Annotated in this window: 17 protein-coding genes; 4 read left to right on the top strand and 13 right to left on the bottom strand. The window is 71.1% G+C overall.

Annotated features, from left to right (window positions below; translation table 11 throughout):
- Nucleotides 1-52: 52 nt before the first annotated feature.
- Nucleotides 53-1,096: a glycosyltransferase family 4 protein gene (locus C3E78_RS03900; RefSeq protein ID WP_135804958.1), complete on the top strand. Its 1,044-nt coding sequence runs from the start codon at nucleotides 53-55 to the stop codon at nucleotides 1,094-1,096.
- A 28-nt stretch (nucleotides 1,097-1,124) separates the two neighbouring features.
- Here C3E78_RS03900 and C3E78_RS03895 read toward each other — a convergent pair whose 3' ends face one another.
- From C3E78_RS03895 to C3E78_RS03885, 3 genes are all read right to left on the bottom strand, one after another.
- The gene (locus C3E78_RS03895; protein WP_159085807.1) at nucleotides 1,125-1,910 is read right to left on the bottom strand and encodes a right-handed parallel beta-helix repeat-containing protein; all 786 of its coding nucleotides are present in this window, start codon (nucleotides 1,908-1,910) and stop codon (nucleotides 1,125-1,127) included.
- 593 nt (nucleotides 1,911-2,503) lie between these two features.
- The gene (locus tag C3E78_RS03890) at nucleotides 2,504-3,829 is read right to left on the bottom strand and encodes an O-antigen ligase family protein (RefSeq protein ID WP_108577074.1); all 1,326 of its coding nucleotides are present in this window, start codon (nucleotides 3,827-3,829) and stop codon (nucleotides 2,504-2,506) included.
- Nucleotides 3,829-4,443 (bottom strand): hypothetical protein, encoded by a 615-nt coding sequence (locus tag C3E78_RS03885; protein ID WP_135804959.1) that lies wholly within the window; start codon nucleotides 4,441-4,443, stop codon nucleotides 3,829-3,831. Before C3E78_RS03885 ends, C3E78_RS03890 begins: the two co-directional genes overlap by 1 nt.
- Nucleotides 4,444-4,768: 325 nt before the next feature.
- On the opposite strand from C3E78_RS03885, the gene C3E78_RS03880 reads away from it, so the two are divergent.
- Together C3E78_RS03880 and wecB are read left to right on the top strand one after the other, a co-directional pair.
- Nucleotides 4,769-5,455 (top strand): hypothetical protein, encoded by a 687-nt coding sequence (locus C3E78_RS03880; protein ID WP_135804960.1) that lies wholly within the window; start codon nucleotides 4,769-4,771, stop codon nucleotides 5,453-5,455.
- The gene (gene wecB / locus C3E78_RS03875) at nucleotides 5,452-6,618 is read left to right on the top strand and encodes a non-hydrolyzing UDP-N-acetylglucosamine 2-epimerase (RefSeq protein ID WP_108577071.1); all 1,167 of its coding nucleotides are present in this window, start codon (nucleotides 5,452-5,454) and stop codon (nucleotides 6,616-6,618) included. The genes C3E78_RS03880 and wecB overlap by 4 nt, the downstream gene beginning before the upstream one ends.
- A gap of 15 nt (nucleotides 6,619-6,633) precedes the next feature.
- Here wecB and C3E78_RS03870 read toward each other — a convergent pair whose 3' ends face one another.
- From C3E78_RS03870 to C3E78_RS03840, 7 genes are read right to left on the bottom strand one after another with little or no spacing between them, the layout of a single operon-like run.
- Entirely contained in the window at nucleotides 6,634-7,287 is a 654-nt protein-coding gene (locus C3E78_RS03870; protein WP_108577070.1) for a hypothetical protein, read from the bottom strand.
- Between the two features lie 32 nt (nucleotides 7,288-7,319).
- Nucleotides 7,320-8,576, bottom strand: coding sequence for a UDP-N-acetyl-D-mannosamine dehydrogenase (wecC, locus tag C3E78_RS03865; protein WP_108577069.1), 1,257 nt, complete (start codon nucleotides 8,574-8,576; stop codon nucleotides 7,320-7,322).
- The gene (locus tag C3E78_RS03860; RefSeq protein WP_199906925.1) at nucleotides 8,569-9,375 is read right to left on the bottom strand and encodes a WecB/TagA/CpsF family glycosyltransferase; all 807 of its coding nucleotides are present in this window, start codon (nucleotides 9,373-9,375) and stop codon (nucleotides 8,569-8,571) included. Before C3E78_RS03860 ends, wecC begins: the two co-directional genes overlap by 8 nt.
- Nucleotides 9,372-10,547: a hypothetical protein gene (locus C3E78_RS03855; RefSeq protein ID WP_135804961.1), complete on the bottom strand. Its 1,176-nt coding sequence runs from the start codon at nucleotides 10,545-10,547 to the stop codon at nucleotides 9,372-9,374. Before C3E78_RS03855 ends, C3E78_RS03860 begins: the two co-directional genes overlap by 4 nt.
- A gap of 5 nt (nucleotides 10,548-10,552) precedes the next feature.
- The gene (locus tag C3E78_RS03850; RefSeq protein WP_199906924.1) at nucleotides 10,553-11,569 is read right to left on the bottom strand and encodes a TolB-like translocation protein; all 1,017 of its coding nucleotides are present in this window, start codon (nucleotides 11,567-11,569) and stop codon (nucleotides 10,553-10,555) included.
- 10 nt (nucleotides 11,570-11,579) lie between these two features.
- Complete coding sequence (locus C3E78_RS03845) at nucleotides 11,580-12,254, bottom strand: WbqC family protein (protein ID WP_108577066.1); 675 nt, start codon at nucleotides 12,252-12,254, stop codon at nucleotides 11,580-11,582.
- Complete coding sequence (locus C3E78_RS03840) at nucleotides 12,251-12,973, bottom strand: PIG-L deacetylase family protein (protein WP_135804962.1); 723 nt, start codon at nucleotides 12,971-12,973, stop codon at nucleotides 12,251-12,253. The genes C3E78_RS03845 and C3E78_RS03840 overlap by 4 nt, the downstream gene beginning before the upstream one ends.
- Nucleotides 12,974-13,546: 573 nt before the next feature.
- On the opposite strand from C3E78_RS03840, the gene C3E78_RS03835 reads away from it, so the two are divergent.
- The gene (locus C3E78_RS03835; RefSeq protein WP_108577064.1) at nucleotides 13,547-15,289 is read left to right on the top strand and encodes an AfsR/SARP family transcriptional regulator; all 1,743 of its coding nucleotides are present in this window, start codon (nucleotides 13,547-13,549) and stop codon (nucleotides 15,287-15,289) included.
- A gap of 21 nt (nucleotides 15,290-15,310) precedes the next feature.
- On the opposite strand, the gene C3E78_RS03830 is transcribed toward C3E78_RS03835, so the two are convergent.
- From C3E78_RS03830 to C3E78_RS03820, 3 genes are read right to left on the bottom strand one after another with little or no spacing between them, the layout of a single operon-like run.
- Nucleotides 15,311-16,558 (bottom strand): MFS transporter, encoded by a 1,248-nt coding sequence (locus C3E78_RS03830; protein WP_108577063.1) that lies wholly within the window; start codon nucleotides 16,556-16,558, stop codon nucleotides 15,311-15,313.
- Nucleotides 16,559-16,584: 26 nt separating this feature from the next.
- Nucleotides 16,585-17,175 carry a hypothetical protein gene (locus C3E78_RS03825; RefSeq protein WP_108577062.1) on the bottom strand — a complete coding sequence of 197 codons (591 nt, stop codon included), beginning with the start codon at nucleotides 17,173-17,175 and terminating at the stop codon, nucleotides 16,585-16,587.
- Nucleotides 17,172-18,599: a sugar transferase gene (locus C3E78_RS03820; protein WP_159085806.1), complete on the bottom strand. Its 1,428-nt coding sequence runs from the start codon at nucleotides 18,597-18,599 to the stop codon at nucleotides 17,172-17,174. Before C3E78_RS03820 ends, C3E78_RS03825 begins: the two co-directional genes overlap by 4 nt.
- Nucleotides 18,600-18,610: the final 11 nt, after the last annotated feature.

The raw sequence follows: 18,610 nt of genomic DNA, 5'->3' as shown, positions 1-18,610 counted from the left end.
CCGCGCCCAGCACCATCCCGTTGACGCACCGACCAGAGAACCGAGGGTGATCGTGTCCGACAGCGTGAAGATCCTGTTCCCCCCCACCCTTCGCCCGGAGGAATGGGCGCTCGCACACGCTCGCGGGGATGCGCCCGGGAGCGCCCCCTACGGCCTGGACCTGCTGGCCGCCCACGATTTCTCGATCGAGTACGACAGCGCCAGGGCAGCCGGGCGAAACCCGCTGACCTGGGCAATCGGCCGGGTGCCGCGCGGAAGACATCACGCCACGCGACGGACAGAGGGAGTGGCGGTCGCGTGGGACGAGCGCATGGCCGTGCCGCTGCTGCGGCGCTACGGCGACTCCGGGCGAAGCCTTGCTGCTGGGGTCATCTGGGCCACCGACACCTTGGCGGACGACGGCCTCAGCATCCGCAACACCATCATGCGGCGAGTGCTCCGCCAGATGGATCTGGTGTGGTGCCTGTCGCACGGCCAGGTGCCGGTCCTGCGCTCGTGGCTAGGCGTCGAGCCCGAACGCATCGCATTTCTCCCGTTCGGCATCGACAGCGCGTTCTACGCACCCGCCCCGTGGCCCGATCGTCCGATGGTCCTCAGCCTCGGAAACGACCAGGACCGGGACATCCCGACCCTCTTCAGCGCCCTCGAGCGCATCCGCCACGCCAGGCCGGACGTCCGCTTGGTCGTGCAGACGAGATCACCCCTGCCCGCACCAGCGGGGGTCGAGGTGATGCCATCTGTGACCACGCCCGAGCTGGTGTCGCTCTACGCCGCAGCGACGGCCGTGGTCGTGGCCACCCAGCCCAATCTGCACGTCTCGGGGATGACGGTGTGCCTCGAGGCGATGGCGACCGGGCGACCCGCTGTGCTCAGCCGGACGCCCGGTGCCTCGGACTACGTGCTCGACGGGATCACCGGGCACCTCGCGGATCCCGGCGATGCTGCGGACCACGCAGAGGCGGTCCTGTCGATCCTTGATGACCCCCGACGAGCCCGCCGGCTCGGCCGCGCCGCCCGCGAGCACGTCGTGACCCACCACGACCAGTCCGTGATGTGCCGACACCTGGCGTCACTGATCTCCGACCGCCGCCGATGACCCAGTGGCGCCAGGCGTTCGACCACCGTCAGCCGCCGTACAGGCCGACCTCGTCGGTGTCGTCGTCGTCCCAGACGTTGCCCGACCACACGTTGCCCGGGCCCGACGGATCGAATGCCGCCACTGCCCCGTAGTAACCGCCCCGGGGGTAGAACAGCCGGGAGATCCGGTTGTTGGTGATGACGATGTCGTGCGAGGTGCCCTTGGCGCCGTCGCCGCCGTAGATCGTGTAGCCGCCACCAGCGAGAAGGTTGTTGTCGATCGTGCGATTGGCCTCCACGCCGAAGTCCTGGAACAGGCTGACGGCATCGGTCTGGCTCCGCTGGTTGAAGATCGTGTTGTGCCTGATCGTCATCGGTCGGCTGTCACCGTTCGACGTCGTGCCGTTCACGTGGTCACCGGCACGGAACGCCAGGTCGTGGATGTAGTTGTCCTGGATGAGTCCGTGGCCGAGCTGGATCCCCGTTGCGGTCCGCGCGATCTCGGTCGAGGTGATCGTGGTCCCGGTCGAGTCGCCGTAGACGTCCTTGATGCCCACCTCCAGCCGGGCCCCGTCCGGCAGGATCTCGGTGTTGGTGATCGTGGTGTTCGCCGCGTGGCGAATCCCGATCGCCCACCAGTCACCGGTGCCGGTGACGCGGACGTTGCGGATGGTCACGTCGTCCGCGGTCACGCTCACCTCCCCCGGGACGATGACGTCCTCGAGCACGGCCCCGTTCTGGTAGACGGTGACCGAGCCGTCCTCGCTGGCCCGCCAGCCCGGACCGCTGGACACCTCGCTCGGGACGACCCGCAGCGACCTGCCCGCTTCCACCCCCGTGTTGGTCTCGTCCGGGAACCCGCACGCACTGGGCTGGAGAGCGCAGCTGCCCCCGACCACGGGTCCCCCGCCCGGCTCCGCCGGGGTCGGCGTCGTCGCGGTGGGAGTGGGCGTCGGCGGGGTGGTCGGAGTCGGCGAGGGCTCCGCTGTCGGAGTCGCCTCGGTCGGTGTCGGCGTGGGCGTCGTCGGGGTCTCGGTCGGGCAGGGGTGCCAGGTCCGACCGCCCGGCCGGCCACCTCGCCACCAGGTGGGCTCGGAGTCCCCGGTGTCTCCGCACCACGTCCGGTCGGCGACCGCGGCGGAGGTGCCCACCGAGGACTCCGCGGCGTCGGCACGAGGAGCTCCGCCTGTCATCTGCGACAAGGCAGACGAGGAGGTGACCCCGAGGGCAGCGACGGCGACGGCACACAGCCCCAGCGTCCTGGTCCGTCCGGTGGATCGGTCATGTCGAACGATGTTGCGGAAGAAATGGCGCATCTAGAAGAACTTTCGGTCACGGCCCCGGCTGATGAGTGGTGCTGGTGGTCGCAGCTCGTTTCTGGCTGCGGCTGCGTGCGGGACCCGATCCGCGATGCAACTCCAGCACGCTACCATCCCTGGAATTCCGGGACCACTTCTTCGGATCGTGGCCCGGGGGCTCCGCCGGCTTCGGACGGGCGGGCCAGACGGAGGGCGGCCCCGGCCATCCCGAGGACCAGGAAGAGGACGCCGGTGGCCATCGGGAAGCCGAATCCGTCGTAGAGGGCGAGCCCGACGGCGCCGGCACAGACAGCCGCAGCCAGCGACTGGCCGGTCTGGCGGATGTGCTCGTCCGTCCCGATGACACGCACCCGGCGCGCACACGCGTAGGCGACGTAGAACAGGGCGAGGACGGCCACGAGCCCGACGATCCCCACCTCGATGGCCAGGCCGAGGTACTGGTTGTCCAGGACGCGGTACTTGGGCAGGAAGGTGGAGAAGCCGCGGCCGAAGACCGGGCTCCGCTCGATGAACTGGGCCGCGATGTCGTACGAGCCCGTGCGGGACTTGGCGCTCGAGTCGTCGCCGATCTTGGTGAACAGCCCGGTGATGGTGCCGAGGAGCCCCGGGATGGTCAGGCAGACCAGCCCCATGAACGCCGCGACGATCAGGAGGGCGCGGCGACGGGTGCTCGGCGCCCACGCCACCGCGAGGACCAGCAGCGCCACCACCGCACTGAGGATCGCCGATCGCGAGATCGAGAGCACGACGGCCAGCGCGATGGCCAGCACCGGGTACCACCGGCGGACCGCTCCGCGGGTCCAGTCGGTCAGGGCCATGTTGATGGCGATCGGCAGGATCATCGTGATGACGGCCCCGAACTCGATGGGGTGGATCGCCGTCCCTGCAGGACGGCTGAAGCCGGATCGCTCGAAGATCCCGCTCAGCGCCGCGTTGACGCTCAGGCCCGGCACGCTGATCCGGTCGACCCAGGCCTGCCCTGTGAGGAACTGGATGACCCCCAGCGTCGCGACCGCTCCCCCCGCGAAGACCACCCTGCGGATGAGCACCTCCAGCCGCTCGCGCGACTGGACGCCGTCGTTCGCGAGGAGCAGCAGCCCACTCCAGCTGAAGAGGCTCACCATGCCGAGGTTGGCCGTGCTCGACTCGGCCGGATCGATTGCGCGGGTCATGGCCACCACATAGCTGACCAGGAAGCACCCGATCGTGATGAGCATGGCAAGACGCACGGGTTGCCGTCCCACCTGGGCAGGAGCGACCCGTTGGACGTGGTCGTAGGCCCACCAGACGAAGCACCCCAGCCCCATCACCAGGGCCGGCGCGCCGGCTCCTCCAAGAGGCGCGAACGTCAGCCGGGAGGGCAGAGCGATCAGCACGACCAGGATGACCGTCAGCACGTTGACGGCGTCGACGCGCGTCCTCATCAGCGTCATCAGCGGTCGTCCGGCGAGGAGTCCTCACGCCGTGGACGCCTCGCCACCCCGCCCGAGATCGTGGCGAGCTCGCTCTCGAGCCAGGCGCCCTCCTCCGGCTCGTCATCCGCGGGCGGGCCCTCCCCATGGTGCGAGGCGCGGAGGCGGCGCTCGATCTCCTTCCGCCGCGAGCGCACCAGCAGCACGCTGTCCAGGACGCCGATCAGCACCGTGCTGCCCGCCAGGCACAGCAGGGTGATGGCCGCGATCGCTCGCAGCCGGGCCTTCTGCTTCACGGTGGGCTCCCGGTCGCGGGCGAGCGGGAGTGAGGTGATCTTGTCGTCAGACTGGATCTTGAGCGTCGACTGCAGGGATGACAGGCTCGCCGGGACCTGCTTCAGCACGGCCGCGACGATCGTGCCGGCCTCCGCGGGGTTGCTCGCCTTCACGCTGACGACCAGCACCGGGGCACTCGTCATGGCGTCCTTCTCGACGTCGAACGTCCCGCCGGGCGCCGCCTGCTTCACGGCGTCGTGGATCCCGTCGTCGTCGAGCGAGCGGGCCAGGACGTCGACCGCCTGCGCCAGGCCGCTGAGCCCCAGGAACCGGTTGGCCTTGGGGTCGTCGGGGCTCACGGGCGGTATCAGGACGACGCTCGCCTCCGTCTCGTAGGTCGGAGCGATTGCTCGCGCCGCGATCACACCCACCCCAGCGGTCAACGCCAGGGCGAGGATCACCAGGTACCACCGTCTGAGCAAGCTCTCTGCCACATCGCGCAAGTACACGAGGCGCCGGCCTCCATCCCGAGTTCCGTCAAGCGGCCAGGGAGTTGGCCGCGACTCCGCAAGTCTTGGCCGCGTGCATCACAAATGCGTAAAACGGCCGGAACGGCTTTTGATTTGCCCATCCGGCACGGTCATCGTCTTGCCAGACTGGTCGCAACGACCAAGGGGCGGCGCGATGACAACCATGGGGATCCTCCGCATCATGCGGCGACGTTGGTACGTCGTCGCGATCGGCCTTGCGCTGCTCGCAGGGGCCGTGCACCACGCGGCTTCGCGGCCCGGTGTCTACTGGTCGCAGGCCGACGTGGTGATCCTCCTGCCCCAGAGCGCGCGCTACCCCAACGTCATCGAGCAGTCCTCCCAGAGCCTGATCGCGATGGCCGGCGTCATCGAGCGCGACGTCAACCGCGGCGCCGCGGCGTCCGCGACCTCGTCGGCCGGAGTCACCCTCGCCGGTGAGGGGATCCGTGACGGTCACGCGATCAAGCTGCCCAACAACGGTGGGCAGTGGGCCACCAACTTCGACCGCCCGGCGCTCGAGGTCCAGGTGGTCGGTCCTGACCGGGCGGCCGTGGAGGCGCAGATGTCCGCCCTCCTGGACAAGGTCAGGAACACGCTGACGGCCCGCCAGGACGCGCTGGACGTCCCGCAGGTCACGCGCATCACAGCGTCGGTCGCCCCCGCCACCCCTCCGGTGTTCCACCTCGATGGCAGCCCGGCGAAGGCTGTCGCCGCGACCTTGGTCCTCGGCGGGGGCCTGATCCCCACAGCCGCCGTGGCCGTGGACCGCCAGCTGCTCGCCCGTTCACGGCGACGCCAACCCGGCCGCGAACCGGCCCGACACGAAGGACTGACCGCATGAGGCAACGAACTGCGCTGGTCGTGTACGGCACCCGCCCCGAGGCCATCAAGATGGCTCCGGTCGTCAACGCCCTCGAGCGGTCGAGCGTGCTGCGACCGGTCGTCGCGGTCACCGGGCAACATCGCGAGATGCTCGACCAGGTCAACACGCTGTTCGGCATCGTGCCGCAGCACGATCTCGACATCATCCGCCCGCGCCAGCAGCTCCACGAGATCACCTCGCGGGCCCTCGACGGGCTGACGACGGCGATCCGCGCCGAGTCGCCGGACGTCGTGATCGTCCAAGGCGACACGACGACCGCGTTCGTCGCCGCTCTCGCGGCTTTCTACGAGCGGGTTCCGGTGGCGCACGTGGAAGCCGGTCTGCGCACGAGTGACCGCTACAACCCGTTTCCGGAGGAGATCAACCGCCGCCTCGCGTCCCAGCTGGCGTCGATCCACCTGGCACCGACCCCCACGTCGCGCTCCAATCTCCTGGCCGAGGGGATCGCGACAGAAGACGTCTTCGTCACCGGCAACACCGTCATCGACGCACTGCTCGCGGTGGTCGACCGACAGCTGCCACCACAGAACCCCGCCCTGTCCCCGTTGATGGACCTCGGTGACCGCAAGGCCGTCCTCATCACCAGCCACCGCCGCGAGTCCTGGGGAGAGCCGATGGCGTGCACGGCCCGGGCGATCGCCCGGCTCGCGAACGACTTCCCGGACGCGCTCTTCGTCCTGCCGGCTCACCTCAACCCGACGGTGCGCGAGGTCCTGCTGCCGCCCCTCGAGGGGCTTGCGAACGTCATGGTCACCGAGCCGCTCGGCTACTCGGATTTCGCACGCGCCATGGACGCCAGCTCGATCATGCTCACGGACAGCGGCGGCGTGCAGGAGGAGGCACCCAGCCTGGGCAAGCCGGTGCTGGTGCTGCGGGAGACCACCGAGCGGCCCGAGGCGGTCGACGCGGGGACGGTGCGGCTCGTCGGCACCGACGAGGACGTGATCGTCGACGCCGTCTCGACGCTGCTCACCGACGAGACGGCGTACAAGGACATGGCGCACGCGGTGAACCCCTACGGCGACGGCCGGGCGGCCGACCGCATCGTTGACGCCATTGCGCACCACTTCGGCGCGGGACCGCGTCCCGGCGAGTTCGTGCCTCCTGGGCCCGAGAGCTGAGCCGGGTCCGCCGCCTCAGCGCACGGCGATGATGGACTTGACGAGACCCGCTGCACGCTCGGTGACGATCCGGGAGGACGGGAACAGGTTCCTGAGCTCGGTCAGCCCGATGAGCTCGACGGACAGCACGTTGTCGACCGCCGCCTGACGGTCACGGTTGGGTGTGTGGACGAGCCTCCAACGGCGGCTGATCGCGACCCGGGCGGGGACGGGCAGGAACTGGAACCCGGGAAACAGCCAGTGCGGCTCGATCGGGAAGTAGCGGTACGGGGTCTGGATCCAGTGGTGGTGGCCGAGCCCGTGCACGGTGTCGGCGAACCGCTGCCGGCGTTCTGCTCCCCCGACGTGCTCGATCACGGCGTTGGAGTACACGAGATCGGCCCGCAGGTCCCGGTGCTGCGCCGGCAGGTCACACGCGTCGGCGTGATGGGACTTGATCCAGTCCACGTCGTCCGCGCCCTCCGGCTCGAACGACAGGACGATCACCTTGCGCGGACGGATCGGCGCACGCCGCCAGCTGGAGACCGTGCCGCCCAGGTCGACGACGGTCATGTCCTCGATGTCCGGGAACGCGGTCTGGAGCTGCTCCCAGCGCCGCGCGCGGTACTTCTCGGCCAGGGAGTCCGGTCCGTCGACGAGACGGTTGCGCATGCTGGTGGCGGCGCTCATGTGGTTCTCCTCGTTTTGGGGTGGAGGTGGCGTTACCGCCACACGCCCCGGGTGTCGTAGACGACCTTGCCCTCGAGCCGTGACCGGCTGAGCGACCTGAAGTGGTCGTGATCGACCAGCAGCAGCACGATGTCTGCGTCGGCGATGGCGCTGGCGGCCGGCTGGAGCTGGACGTTGTCGTGCGTCGAGAGAGCGTGCGGGAGCACGTGGACGAACGGCTCGGCCACCCGGATGTCCAGGTCGGGCAGAGTGGCGGCGATCTCGTCGACGATCGCGACCGCGGGGCTCTCGCGCAGGTCGTCGATGTTCGGCTTGTACGCCAGCCCGAGGCACGCGACGGTCGGCTCGCGGAACCGTGCGGTCTTGACGATCAGCTGCTCGGCCACGTGGTGCGGCTTGGAGTCGTTGATCGCGCGGGCCGCACGGATCAGCGGGGTCAGCTCGGGCGAGGCGCCCACGATGAACCACGGGTCCACCGCGATGCAGTGGCCGCCCACGCCGGGTCCCGGGGTGAGCACGTTGACGCGGGGGTGGTGGTTCGCGAGCTTGATGACCTCCCACACGTCCAGGTTCAGGTCCTCGCTGATGAGGGACAGCTCGTTCGCGAACGCGATGTTGACGTCGCGGTACGCGTTCTCCACCAGCTTGGACATCTCGGCGCTCGCCGCGTCCGTCAGGAGGATCTCGCCCAGGCAGAAGACGCGGTAGATCGACGCGGCCCTGCGCGCGCACTCCTGCGTGATCCCGCCGACCACGCGGTCGTTCGTGATCATCTCGATCATGATCTTGCCGGGGAGGACCCGTTCGGGGCAGTGCGCGACGTGGAGGTCGGGCAGGCCCTCGGAGGCGTGCGCCGGGTTGAGGTCGGGACGCAGCTCCTCGAGCCACCGACTCACGTTCTCCGTGGAGCCGGGAGGTGAGGTCGACTCGAGCACGATGATCTCGCCGCCGCGGAGGCGCGGTGCGATCTGCTCGACCGCCGCCCTGACGTACGACATGTCGGCCTCGTGGTTGTCCAGGAACGGGGTCGGGACGGCGATGATGAACGCATCCGCCTCCGGCGTCACGGTCGACGCCGTGAGCGATCCCATCGTGACCGCGCCGCTGACCGCGACGGCGAGATCGGGCTCGATGAACGGCACCTGGCCGTTCGCGACGGCCTTGACGGTGGCCTCGTTGACGTCGACGCCGACGACCTCGACCCCCCGGGTGGCGAGCGCGACCGCGGTCGGCAGCCCGATGTAGCCCAGGCCGATGATCGCGACGCGCCCTTCGAAGATCTCATTCATGTGCGGTGCCTTCCGTGGCGGTGGTGGATGGGACGTACGGGCGTGTCCGGCGGAGCCGTTCACGGACGAGCAGCACCACGAACGCGGTGTTGGTGGTGAGGTAGCGCCGCCAGAGGCGGCCGGGTTCCTGCAGCACGCGGTAGAGCCACTCCATGCCCCACCGCTGCCAGCGCTCGGGGGCACGCTTGGTGATCCCGCCGACGACGTCGAAGGACCCGCCGACCCCGTGCAGCACCGGCACGCCGAGCGTCGCCCCGTGGGTCCCGAGGAAGATCTCCTTCTTGGGCGACGGCATGGCGATGAAGAGCATGTCGGCGCCCGACGACGCGATGGTGGCCGCGACCTCGTCCGAGTCACCGGCGTCGAAATAGCCGTCGCGGCTGCCCACGACACGCACGCCGGGCCACCGCCTCTCGACGGCGTCCTCGACCGCCCGCAGGACGCTGGGTCGTGCGCCGAGGAGGTAGACCGAGCGGTGGTCGCGGTCGGCGAGGCCCAGGAGCTGCTCGAACAGGTCGATGCCGGCGACGCGCTCGGGCAGCGGCTGCCCCAGCACCCGGCTCGCCCAGACGACCGACTGGCCGTCGGCCAGCAGCACGTCGCACTCCAGCAGGGACTCGCGCAGCAGCGGGTCGGAGCGCAGGTGGACGATCTTGGCGGCGTTGACGACGCCGATGAGCAGGCGTCTGCGGGACCGCACGGCCAGGTCGGCCAGGTCGACGACCTCGTCGGCGGTCATCGCGTCGACCCGCAGGCCGAACAGCTCCCGCCGGGGATGTGCGCGCACGAGCTCGGTCATGACCGGTTCCCTCCGCGCGGGGGCAGCCAGGCGTAGAGGAGCCAGCCGAGCTCGTACGGCCGGCACTCGTGGTCGACCCGGGTCGCCGGGAACGCGCGGTCGAGTCCGGGCAGGTGCATGCCGGGCCGCAGCGCCGTGGTGACGGCCGAGATCCGTCGCACGGCCTTGGCCGGCTCGCGTCGTCCCGCCTTGCGCCAGATGAGCCCGACGGTGTCGGCGACGAGGGGCTCGTCGACCTCGGGGTGGTCGTCCAGCCATCGCAGGCCGCGGACGATCTCGGCCGTCCGGTCCGTGCCGCCGGCTTCTGCGAGGTCGAACAACGTCATCGGCGCCATCGCGTGCTGGTGGACGCTGTAGACCGGGTAGCGCTCGACGACATCGCCCGTGCGTGCGTCGTAGTGCCACCACCACTGACCGTCCGGCCCCTGCAGCGCACAGATCCGGTCGGCGGTGCGCTCCGCCGCCTGCAGCAGCTCCGTGTCACCGGACGCCCGGGACATCCTCGCGAGCGCCTGGACCGGATAGACCTGGTCGGCGAACGACCCGACGTGCCGGCGCCACCGGTTCTGCGACCCGGCCGGCACCACGTGCGGGAAGATCCCGTCGGGCCCCTGCTCCGCCAGCAACCGTGCGCTCATCGCCCCGCCCATCGCGAGCAGGTCGCCACCGGCTGCGACCGCGGCCGTGACCATCCACGACAGGGCGACCGTCTCGATGGGTCGGCCGCTGGAGATCTCGGCACCGAGGCGGGAGAACAGCGCGACGTCGACCGTGCCGGCGACCTCGGCGACCGCCCACGCCGCGATCGCGACCGCGCCCGGGTCGGGTTGCTCGAGCGCCAGCACTCCCGTGGCGCGAGCCAGCTCGGCGGCCGTGATGCCACCGAGCACCGCCCTCTGCTCGCCGAGGTCCAGCCGGGACAGCCCGAGTGCCGCCATCGCCGCGTAGCGCAGGCTCGTCCCCTCCCGGCGGACCGGGACGCCCGGCTCGTTCGAGCGCCTCACGGTCTGGGCGAACTCGCCGGTGCCGGCGTCGTACGCCAGCGGCAGCCCACGGCGGCCGATCTCGAGGAGCCGGCGCACCTGAGGTCCCGCGCCGAGGCGCTCCGCGCAGGCGATCCGTCCCGTGCCGGTGGCGGCGTCACGTCCGTCGCCCTGCAGTCCAGCGGCCATCGTCCTCAGCTCCTCACGATCGACGGCGACCACGCCTGCTCGATGAAGATCGAGGGCGCTGCGCCTGCGGTGGTCTTGATCTGCCAGATGTCGCTCACGCCCGCCTCGCCGTCCCGCGGCAGCCCGTACAGGAGCGTGTCGTCGTCGAGCCACTCGACCTGGTCGTCGACGTTGCGCTTCTCGCCGCCCAGCGTCGACTCGCGGCCCGAGGCGAGGTCGAGGACGACGATCTGCCAGTGCGGCGTCGTCCCGCCCACGTCGTGCTTGAACGCGATCCTCGAGCCGTCAGGCGACAGGGACGGGCACTCCGCGCCCTCGTGCAACGTCGTCAGGGTGCGCGCCGACAGGTCGCCGCGCGCCAGGTAGGTCGTGCCGCCCGTCGCGACGGTTGCGTAGAACGTGTCGTCGTCGCGGGCGAACGTCACGCCCCAGATGTTCCGGTCGGCCGGACGGACCCGGCGTCCGTCCACGACCAGCGCGAACGCCTCGAGGTTGCCCAGGTCCCGTCCGCCGACCTCGCGGATGTCCGTGGCAGTGGAGAAACCCACCTGCATGTAGGTGTGCCCGGTGACGAACGAGGTCGTGGCCAAGAGCCGGCCGTCCGCCGAGACCCGGGTCCGGCTCGGGATCCCCGGCAGCCCCCAGGACTCGACCGCCCGCCAGTCGGCGTCGAGCTCCACGGCCTCGAACGTCGTGGCCAGTCCCCGCTTGGTCCGCAGGCAGCTGGTCGTGCCGGCGGACGCGTACACCCGATCGCACGGGACGTCCGTGAAGGCACGGGGTCCGCGCGGGTCCGCCAGGCTCACCATGGACACCAGCCCGTACCGGGAGCCGACCTCGGTGTTGCGGAACACCACCCGCGGCGCGCCCTCCAGCGCCGCGACGCGGGTGACGGCCACCTCGGGTGGTGCCTCGGCCCGCGCCGATGCGCGGTTGACCGCGACGACGACGCACAGCCCGGCACCGGTCAGCAGCGCGGTGCTGAGGATCCCGAAGGTCATGACACGTCCACGAGGGGTCACGGCCGGCGCCTCATGCCGAGACGTCCCGCCGCGGTCGCCTGCCGGCGTGCGGCTCCTCGGCCATCACGACGGCCATCGGGTCGTCGTAGTCCATCAGCACCGAGAGGATCGAGTCCCCGGTCACCGGCCGGTGCGCCGACCAGGTGATCTCCAGGCCGTCCTCCTGGTAGGTCTCGTCGTCGTCGACGTATGCACGGCCCTCGGTCCCGGACAGGTAGCTCGTCGCGTGGTACTGCCGCATGACCGAGACCAGCCCCGCCGCTCCCCTGCCGGTCGGCGGGCGCGCGATGGACACCGGCGTCCCGATGTCGAGCAGCTCGCGGATCCCGAGGATGAGCTGCAGGTTGAGCTGCCACAGGTGCTCGGTGTGGATGTCGTCGATCATGGCCAGGACGGCCGGGCCGTGGCGCGGCCAGTGCTTGGCGTCGCTGTAGCGCTCGGTGACCACGGCGCTGAGCGCCTCCCGGGTCTCGCTCGGGATGATCCGGGCCTCGGAGATCAGCGATCCGACCGGCCCGGCGATGATCGGGATCGAGGCCCACCGCCCGCGCATCATGACCCGGCGCTGGGACCCGCGCGGGTGGATCTGGTCGAAGATCCTCAGGTCGAACAGGTCGGCCTTCGCCATCTTGTACCAGAATCCCGACGACGGCAGCAGATCTGCCTGGTGCCCCGCGACGATCATCGCCGGCCCCCCACGACGACGCCCGAGCGAACATGTCGACGGGCGGCCCCGGTCTCGTCCCGGTACGTCGCCCGGTGCCCGGGGGACATGCGCACGACGGCGAACTGCTCGGCCCAGTCCACGTTCCCGGCCTCCCCCACGAGACGGGCGTTCCTCCGCAGGCCGCCGGCCAACGGTGAGCCGTACGCCGTCGCGGCAGCGGTCTTGCGCTCGACGTCCAGCTCGTCCAGCGTCTCGCGGACGTTCCACCGGACGTCGTCGGCGTACTCGGAGACCTCGACCGCTCCCACGTCGTACGCCAGGACGGTGACGGGGTGACGCGCCCCGTGCCCGTACGGGGCACGGACCGCACGCATGCCCGTCTCGTAGGCGACGGCCCGGTCGTGATGGTTCGAGGGGAACGGCAGGTACAGGATCGAGGGCTGCACCATCGCGAGCAGGTCCGCGAGCATGCCCACGAGCAGGTCCATGTCCTCGCCCAGGTGCCGGCGGGAGACGCCGAGCACGGTCGCCGGCGGTCGCCCGAGCTCCTGCTGGGCGGCGGCGAGCTGCTCCCGGCGACGCTCGTCCGGCTCGGCGAGGATGACGACGACGGCGTCCTCCCCGTGCTTGGCCAGGACTCCCCCGCAACCGAGCGTCTCGTCCCCGACGTGTGGTGCGACGACGAGCCTGGTGGCCCGGCGGGGCGAGCGAGGCGCGCCCGTTCCTTGATCGATCATGCTGACTCCCTGGATGTGCACGGCGGAGCCAGGTCGGATCAGTCCGTGCCACGTCCCTCACGTGCACGGATCCGGTGTCAAGCCCCAAGGTGGATCGGCATCATTACTGCACGGTCCGAGAAAATTTCCGTCAAAGCCGACGGCCCCTGAGAACGCCCCTGTTCGAGGCCGTCTCGAGGCCCCCGGACGAGGCGGGCGGGCAGGAAGCTGCGCGGAACCAGGGGTACCGCGCAGCCTCCCTCTACCCGTGGCGAAGCGACACCCTCGGGGCGATGACTGCCTCGCTCACGGAAGCTCCTCGTGTCGGTCTCGACGTGTGTTGCTCCCGTGCCGACCATGATGCCGCGAGGACGTCAAGCGAGCGTCAAATGAGGACGTTTGCCCTGGTAGCCCGGGCATTTGGTCACATTCTCGGCTAAATCCCGGTTTCCCGATACGCCCGGAAATCTGGTCGTACTGTGGAGAAATCTCAACTACCGCAACACGCTCAGGGCTGACACCAGCAGGAGCTCACTCCCGCCGACGAGACGATGTGAGACCCGGCCCCGGGCACCGAGGCCGGAGGTCCACCCCATGCACGATCGCATCGAGATTCGTATGTTCGGCAGGCTGTTCGTCCGCAGGTCGAACGGCGCCGTCGTCGAGGCCGACGAGTGGAGCACCGGCAAGACGACCGATCTCCTGCGGCTGCTCGCGCTCAACAACAACCGGGCGGTCAGCGTGCACAGCATCATCGACAAGCTGTGGCCCGACGTCGAGGAGGACAAGGCGCGTGCCAGCCTCCGCACGGCGGTGTCGCGGGTACGCCACGTGCTCGATGAGCCGTGCATCGAGCGCCACCTCGGCGGCCTGGTCCTGCGCAACGCCTGGGTCGACGTCACCGCGTTCCAGAGCGCAGCCCACGACCTCGGTGCCGCGCTCCGTGCCGGCGACCATGCTCGTGTCGTCTCGCTGGCCCGCGAGGCCGAGGCGCTGTACGTCGCTGAGTTCCGCGCGTACGACGACAAGAGCTTCTGGGCGACGCAGACACGTGACTCGCTGCTGCTCAACCGGCAGGCGCTCCTGGCCGACGCCGGGGAGTCGGCGCTGAAGCTGCAGTGGATGCGCGACGCGATCGACTTCTCGACCCTGGCGATCTCCGAGGACCCCTGCTTCGAACGGGCGCACCGCACGCTCATGCAGGCGCACTCGGCGCTCGGCGAGATCGAGCTCGCCCTCCGCGCGTTCGAGCACCTGCGGGTCTGCCTCTCGCAGGAGCTCGGCGCCGATCCGTCGCCCCAGACGAGGGCGCTCCACATCCAGATGCTCTCCGCCGAGGCACCTCCGGACGTGACCCGCCGGCCGTTCATCGGTCGCGACACGCAGGTCGCGTCCCTCGCCGCCGACATCCGGGCGGCGATCGCCGGGGAGGGCTGTGACGTGGTCTGCCTCACCGGGGCGGACGGCTCCGGGCGGGAGGCGCTCCTGGACGCCGCGGTCGCACGGGTCGAGCACGCGCACCTGCGGCACCTGATCGAGGACGGCCGCCGCACGAGCGCCGCGCAGCGCCTCGCCCGGCTCGCCAGCGACCGCCGGTCCGACATCACGGTGTGGGGCCCCACGGACAACGACCCGGTCCCCGACGTCGAGCTGTTCAGGACGTTCCTCACCGGGATCGACGCGGACGTCCCTCGCGTGATCGTCGCCATCACCTCGGACGAGGCGGGCGACCTCCTCCAGGCGCAGCTGGCCGGTGGCCGGGTCACCGTCCACCGCCAACAGGTCGGTGCGCTGACGGACGGTGACCTGGTCGCGCTGGCCACGGCGTCGTTGTCGGCGCCGCCCACCCCCCGCCTCCTGGCCGAGCTGCGCGACCAGAGCGAGCGGCTGGCCGGGCGGGCCGTCGCCATCCTGCGGGAGTGGATCGCGTCGGGCTGGATCATCTCCACGATGAGCGGAGTCGACCTCTACAACGACGCCGGTGCGTGCGCGGGTGCCTTTCCGGTCGGCGACTACTTCCGCACGATGCTCGAGCAGCTGACCGTCGCGGAGACCGAGCTGTGCCAGCTGATGGCGATCCTCGACCGCCCGGTCTCCGGCGAGGCACTGCGTGACATCGTCCACGCGGACCAGGATCGCCCGGCGCACGTCCACGACGTCCAGACCAGCCTGGACGAGCTCGCCGACCTGGGCGTCCTGCGCGTCACGCTCTGCGGCTACGAGATGCGCAACCGGGCGCTGCGTGATGCGTTCGAGCACCGGCTCCGCCCGGCGGTGAAGGCCCGGCTGCTGCGGCAGGTCAGGGACGTCAGCCCGCGGCAGGCCGCCGCGGGCTGACCCGCCAGCTCCCGGTCCGCGTCATGCGCGGGCCGGGGCGTCGAGGTCCTTGATCCACGCGTACGTCACGACCACCACGACCAGCAGCAGCCCGGCCACCGTGAGCAGTGCCGCGTGGGGACCGATCGCGAACCACAGGAGACCGAAGCCGGTCGACGCGACGAGGCGGGCGACGGCGACGACCGTCTGGGCGCACGCGATGCCGCTCGCCCGGACCTCGGGTGCGGCCAGGCGACCCGCGACCGCGGCCAGCACCCCGTCGGTCGCGGCGTAGAACGTCCCGAGCAGCAGCAGCGGCACGACGACCACCACGACGCCGCCCAGCGGCAGGGCCGCGCACACGTACGTCATGAGCAGCGCCAGGTGTCCCGCGGTCAGCACCCGGGTCCGGCCGACCCGGTCCGCGACCCGCCCCAGTGGCACGGCCATGGCGAGGTACGCCAGGTTGGTGCCGACGTAGAGCAGCGCGAACCAGGTGGCGGCGAAATCGCCCCGGTCGAGCAGCGCCAGGTAGACGAATCCGTCGCCGACGGTGAGCAGCCCGAGCGCGCCGGCGGCCACCAGCAGCTTCCTCATCCGCGGGTCGCAGACCTGCCGCCAGCGGAACGTGGTCCCGGCGCGGTCCGTCAGGGGGCGAGGCACCAGTCGCTGGTCGGGGACCAGCAGGCCCAGCAGCGCGAGCCCGACCAACGCGAAGGCGAGCGAGACGATCATGACCGTCGTGTAGCCGTCCGGGACCGCCCACAGGATCGCGAACGCGATGAACGGCCCGGCGACGGCACCGATCGTGTCGAGCGTGCGGTGCACCGCGAACGCTCGTCCGAGGTGCGACGGTGGGGTCGACGCCGCGATCATCGCGTCTCGGGGGGCGGTGCGGATGCCCTTGCCGACACGGTCGACCGCGACCACGGCGGTGACGGCGGCGAACCCGCTCGCGACCAGCAGGCCGACCCTCGACACCGCCGACAGCCCGTAGCCGAGGAACGCGACCCACTTCGGGTGCCCGCCGCGGTCCGCCGCCCACCCGCTCGCGATGCGCACCAGCGCGCTGGCCCCCTGGTAGAGGCCGTCGAGGAATCCGTACGCCACGGGCGAGAGACCGAGCACGGTGGTCAGGTAGAGCGGCAGGATCGCCGCGACCGACTCCGACGAGATGTCCGTCAGCAGGCTGACGAGTCCGAGGGACACCACGACAGGTGCCACCTTGGGCTTCGGGCCCCGCGACGCGCTCGCGGTGCCCCGCGGACGGTCGTTGACCGAGATGTACATGCGCCCCCTTCCGAGTGCCGGCCGGCTCAGCTCGAGCCGGCGCGGAGGCCGCCGAACACCGAGTACGTCGTGCGCCGACCGGTCGCGCTGGCCGTCACGGTCAGGTGCTCGCGGCCTCGCGCGAACGCCGATGCCGTCGAGCCGCCGACCGCGGGAACGCTGGACTCGACGAATCCGTACGCCCCGAGGATCCGGCGGTACGCCGCCAGGACCCGGGCGGGTGAGCGCCCGTCGGTCGCCACCAGCGAGACCTGCCGGACGTCGGATCCCGAGGACACCTCCCTCGACTTCACCGACGAGGTCGGCAGCACGGGGAGGGCCTTCAGCGGTCCCTTCACCGGCTCCCGCAGGGCGCGCCGGGGTATCCCCTCGCTGCCCGATGCCGTCGTCCTCGAACCCTCGTCCGCGGGCCGCTCGGCCTCGCTGATGACCTCCGACGCGTCCTCGTCCCCGGTCGGGCCGGCGCCGGTGTGCGAGCCGGCGGCCGGCGCGGCGGCTGCACGCACCGGCAGGACGTCGCTTGCCTCGCCGCCGCGGAGGACCATCAGCACCAGCGCGACCCCGAAGAGGGTGAGCACGGCGCCGAAGGTGAGCCGCTGGGCTCCCGCGAGGCTCACACCGCGCCGTCGCGCGTGATGACGACCCGCGCCGTCCGCATCGCGATCCACAGGTCGTCCCGCAGGGTGGAGTTGTCGACGTAGTCGATGTCCAGCCGGACCGAGTCCGACCAGCTCAGGTTCGAGCGTCCGCCCACCTGCCACGCCCCCGTCATGCCCGGCTTGGCGCTCAGGCGCCGGTGGATCCACTCGTCGTACGCCATGGTCTCCACCGGAAGGCTGGGGCGGGGACCGACCAGCGACATCTGTCCCTTCACCACGTTGACGAGCTGCGGCAGCTCGTCGAGCGAGCTGCGGCGCAGGAATCTGCCGATCCGGGTGGTCCGCGGGTCTGCGGCCATCTTGAACAGCGGGCCCGCCGCTTCGTTCGCCGTCTGGAGCGCGGGAAGCATGGACTCGGCGTCGACGACCATGGTGCGGAACTTCAGGACCTGGAACAGGGCTCCGTCGAGGCCGACGCGGGTCTGCCGGAACAGGGCCGGTCCTGGGGAGTCCCGCCGGACCATGATCGCCAGTGCCGCGAGGACGGGCGACAGCATCACGAGCAGGATCGCGGCCCCGGCCCGGTCGAGCAGTCCCTTGCCCCAGCGTCCCGGCCGGGACCGGCCACCGGGCCGCACCGACAGCATGACGCGCCGACCCAGCACCTGCGGGACGATGCGTCGCGGCGAGATCCCGCCCATCTCCGCCGCCACCGACAGCTCGACGGCGGTCCGCTCCAGCGACCAGCTCAGCCGGCGGACGTCGTACGCGGTGAGCAGGGCACCCGGGACGACAACCACCTCGTCCACGTCCAGCCCGGTCGCGGCCGCGACCACGTCGTCGAGCGAGCCCACCACGGGGACGTCGACGATGGGGTCCGCGTCGTCTCCCACGTGCTCGGGGAGGCAGACCCCGGCCACGAGGACGTCCTGGCACGACGACCACTGCGTGATGAGCTGGGCGGCACCGACCCGGCCGCCGACGAGCAGCACCCGCCGCGGACCGCCGGGCGCACCGGAGACCCTGGCGCCGATGAGGAAGGCACCACCTGCCGCGACGACGGTGACCAGCTCGGCCCGCGTCTGCCCGGGCGTCAGCCAGGCGAAGGAGGAGGCGACGAGCAGTGCCGACCCCGCGACCAGGCCCAGCCGCCTGACCGGGGCGAAGATGTACGCCCGCTGGCGCGGTCGCACCGTCGTGAGGTCGAGGGCCAGCACCAGGGCGACGACCCCGACGGCTGCCCAGACGACCGGCCCGGCGACCGGGGTGAGGCCGGCCGCGACCCCTGCGGCGACGAGGCACGCGGCGGCGTACGGCTGTACCCGCGCTCGCACCCACCGTCGCGATGCGCTCCGGACGCTCCCGGCAGCGCTCGAGAACGTCCGGTCCACGGTCCTGGTGCGAACGCCCGAGGGCTCCGCGCCGAGTTCGACTGCCGTCACAGATCCACCCC

This window comes from Aeromicrobium chenweiae, assembly GCF_003065605.1.
Classification (GTDB): Bacteria; Actinomycetota; Actinomycetes; order Propionibacteriales; family Nocardioidaceae; genus Aeromicrobium; species Aeromicrobium chenweiae.
This window is presented reverse-complemented; position numbering and strand designations above follow the sequence as displayed.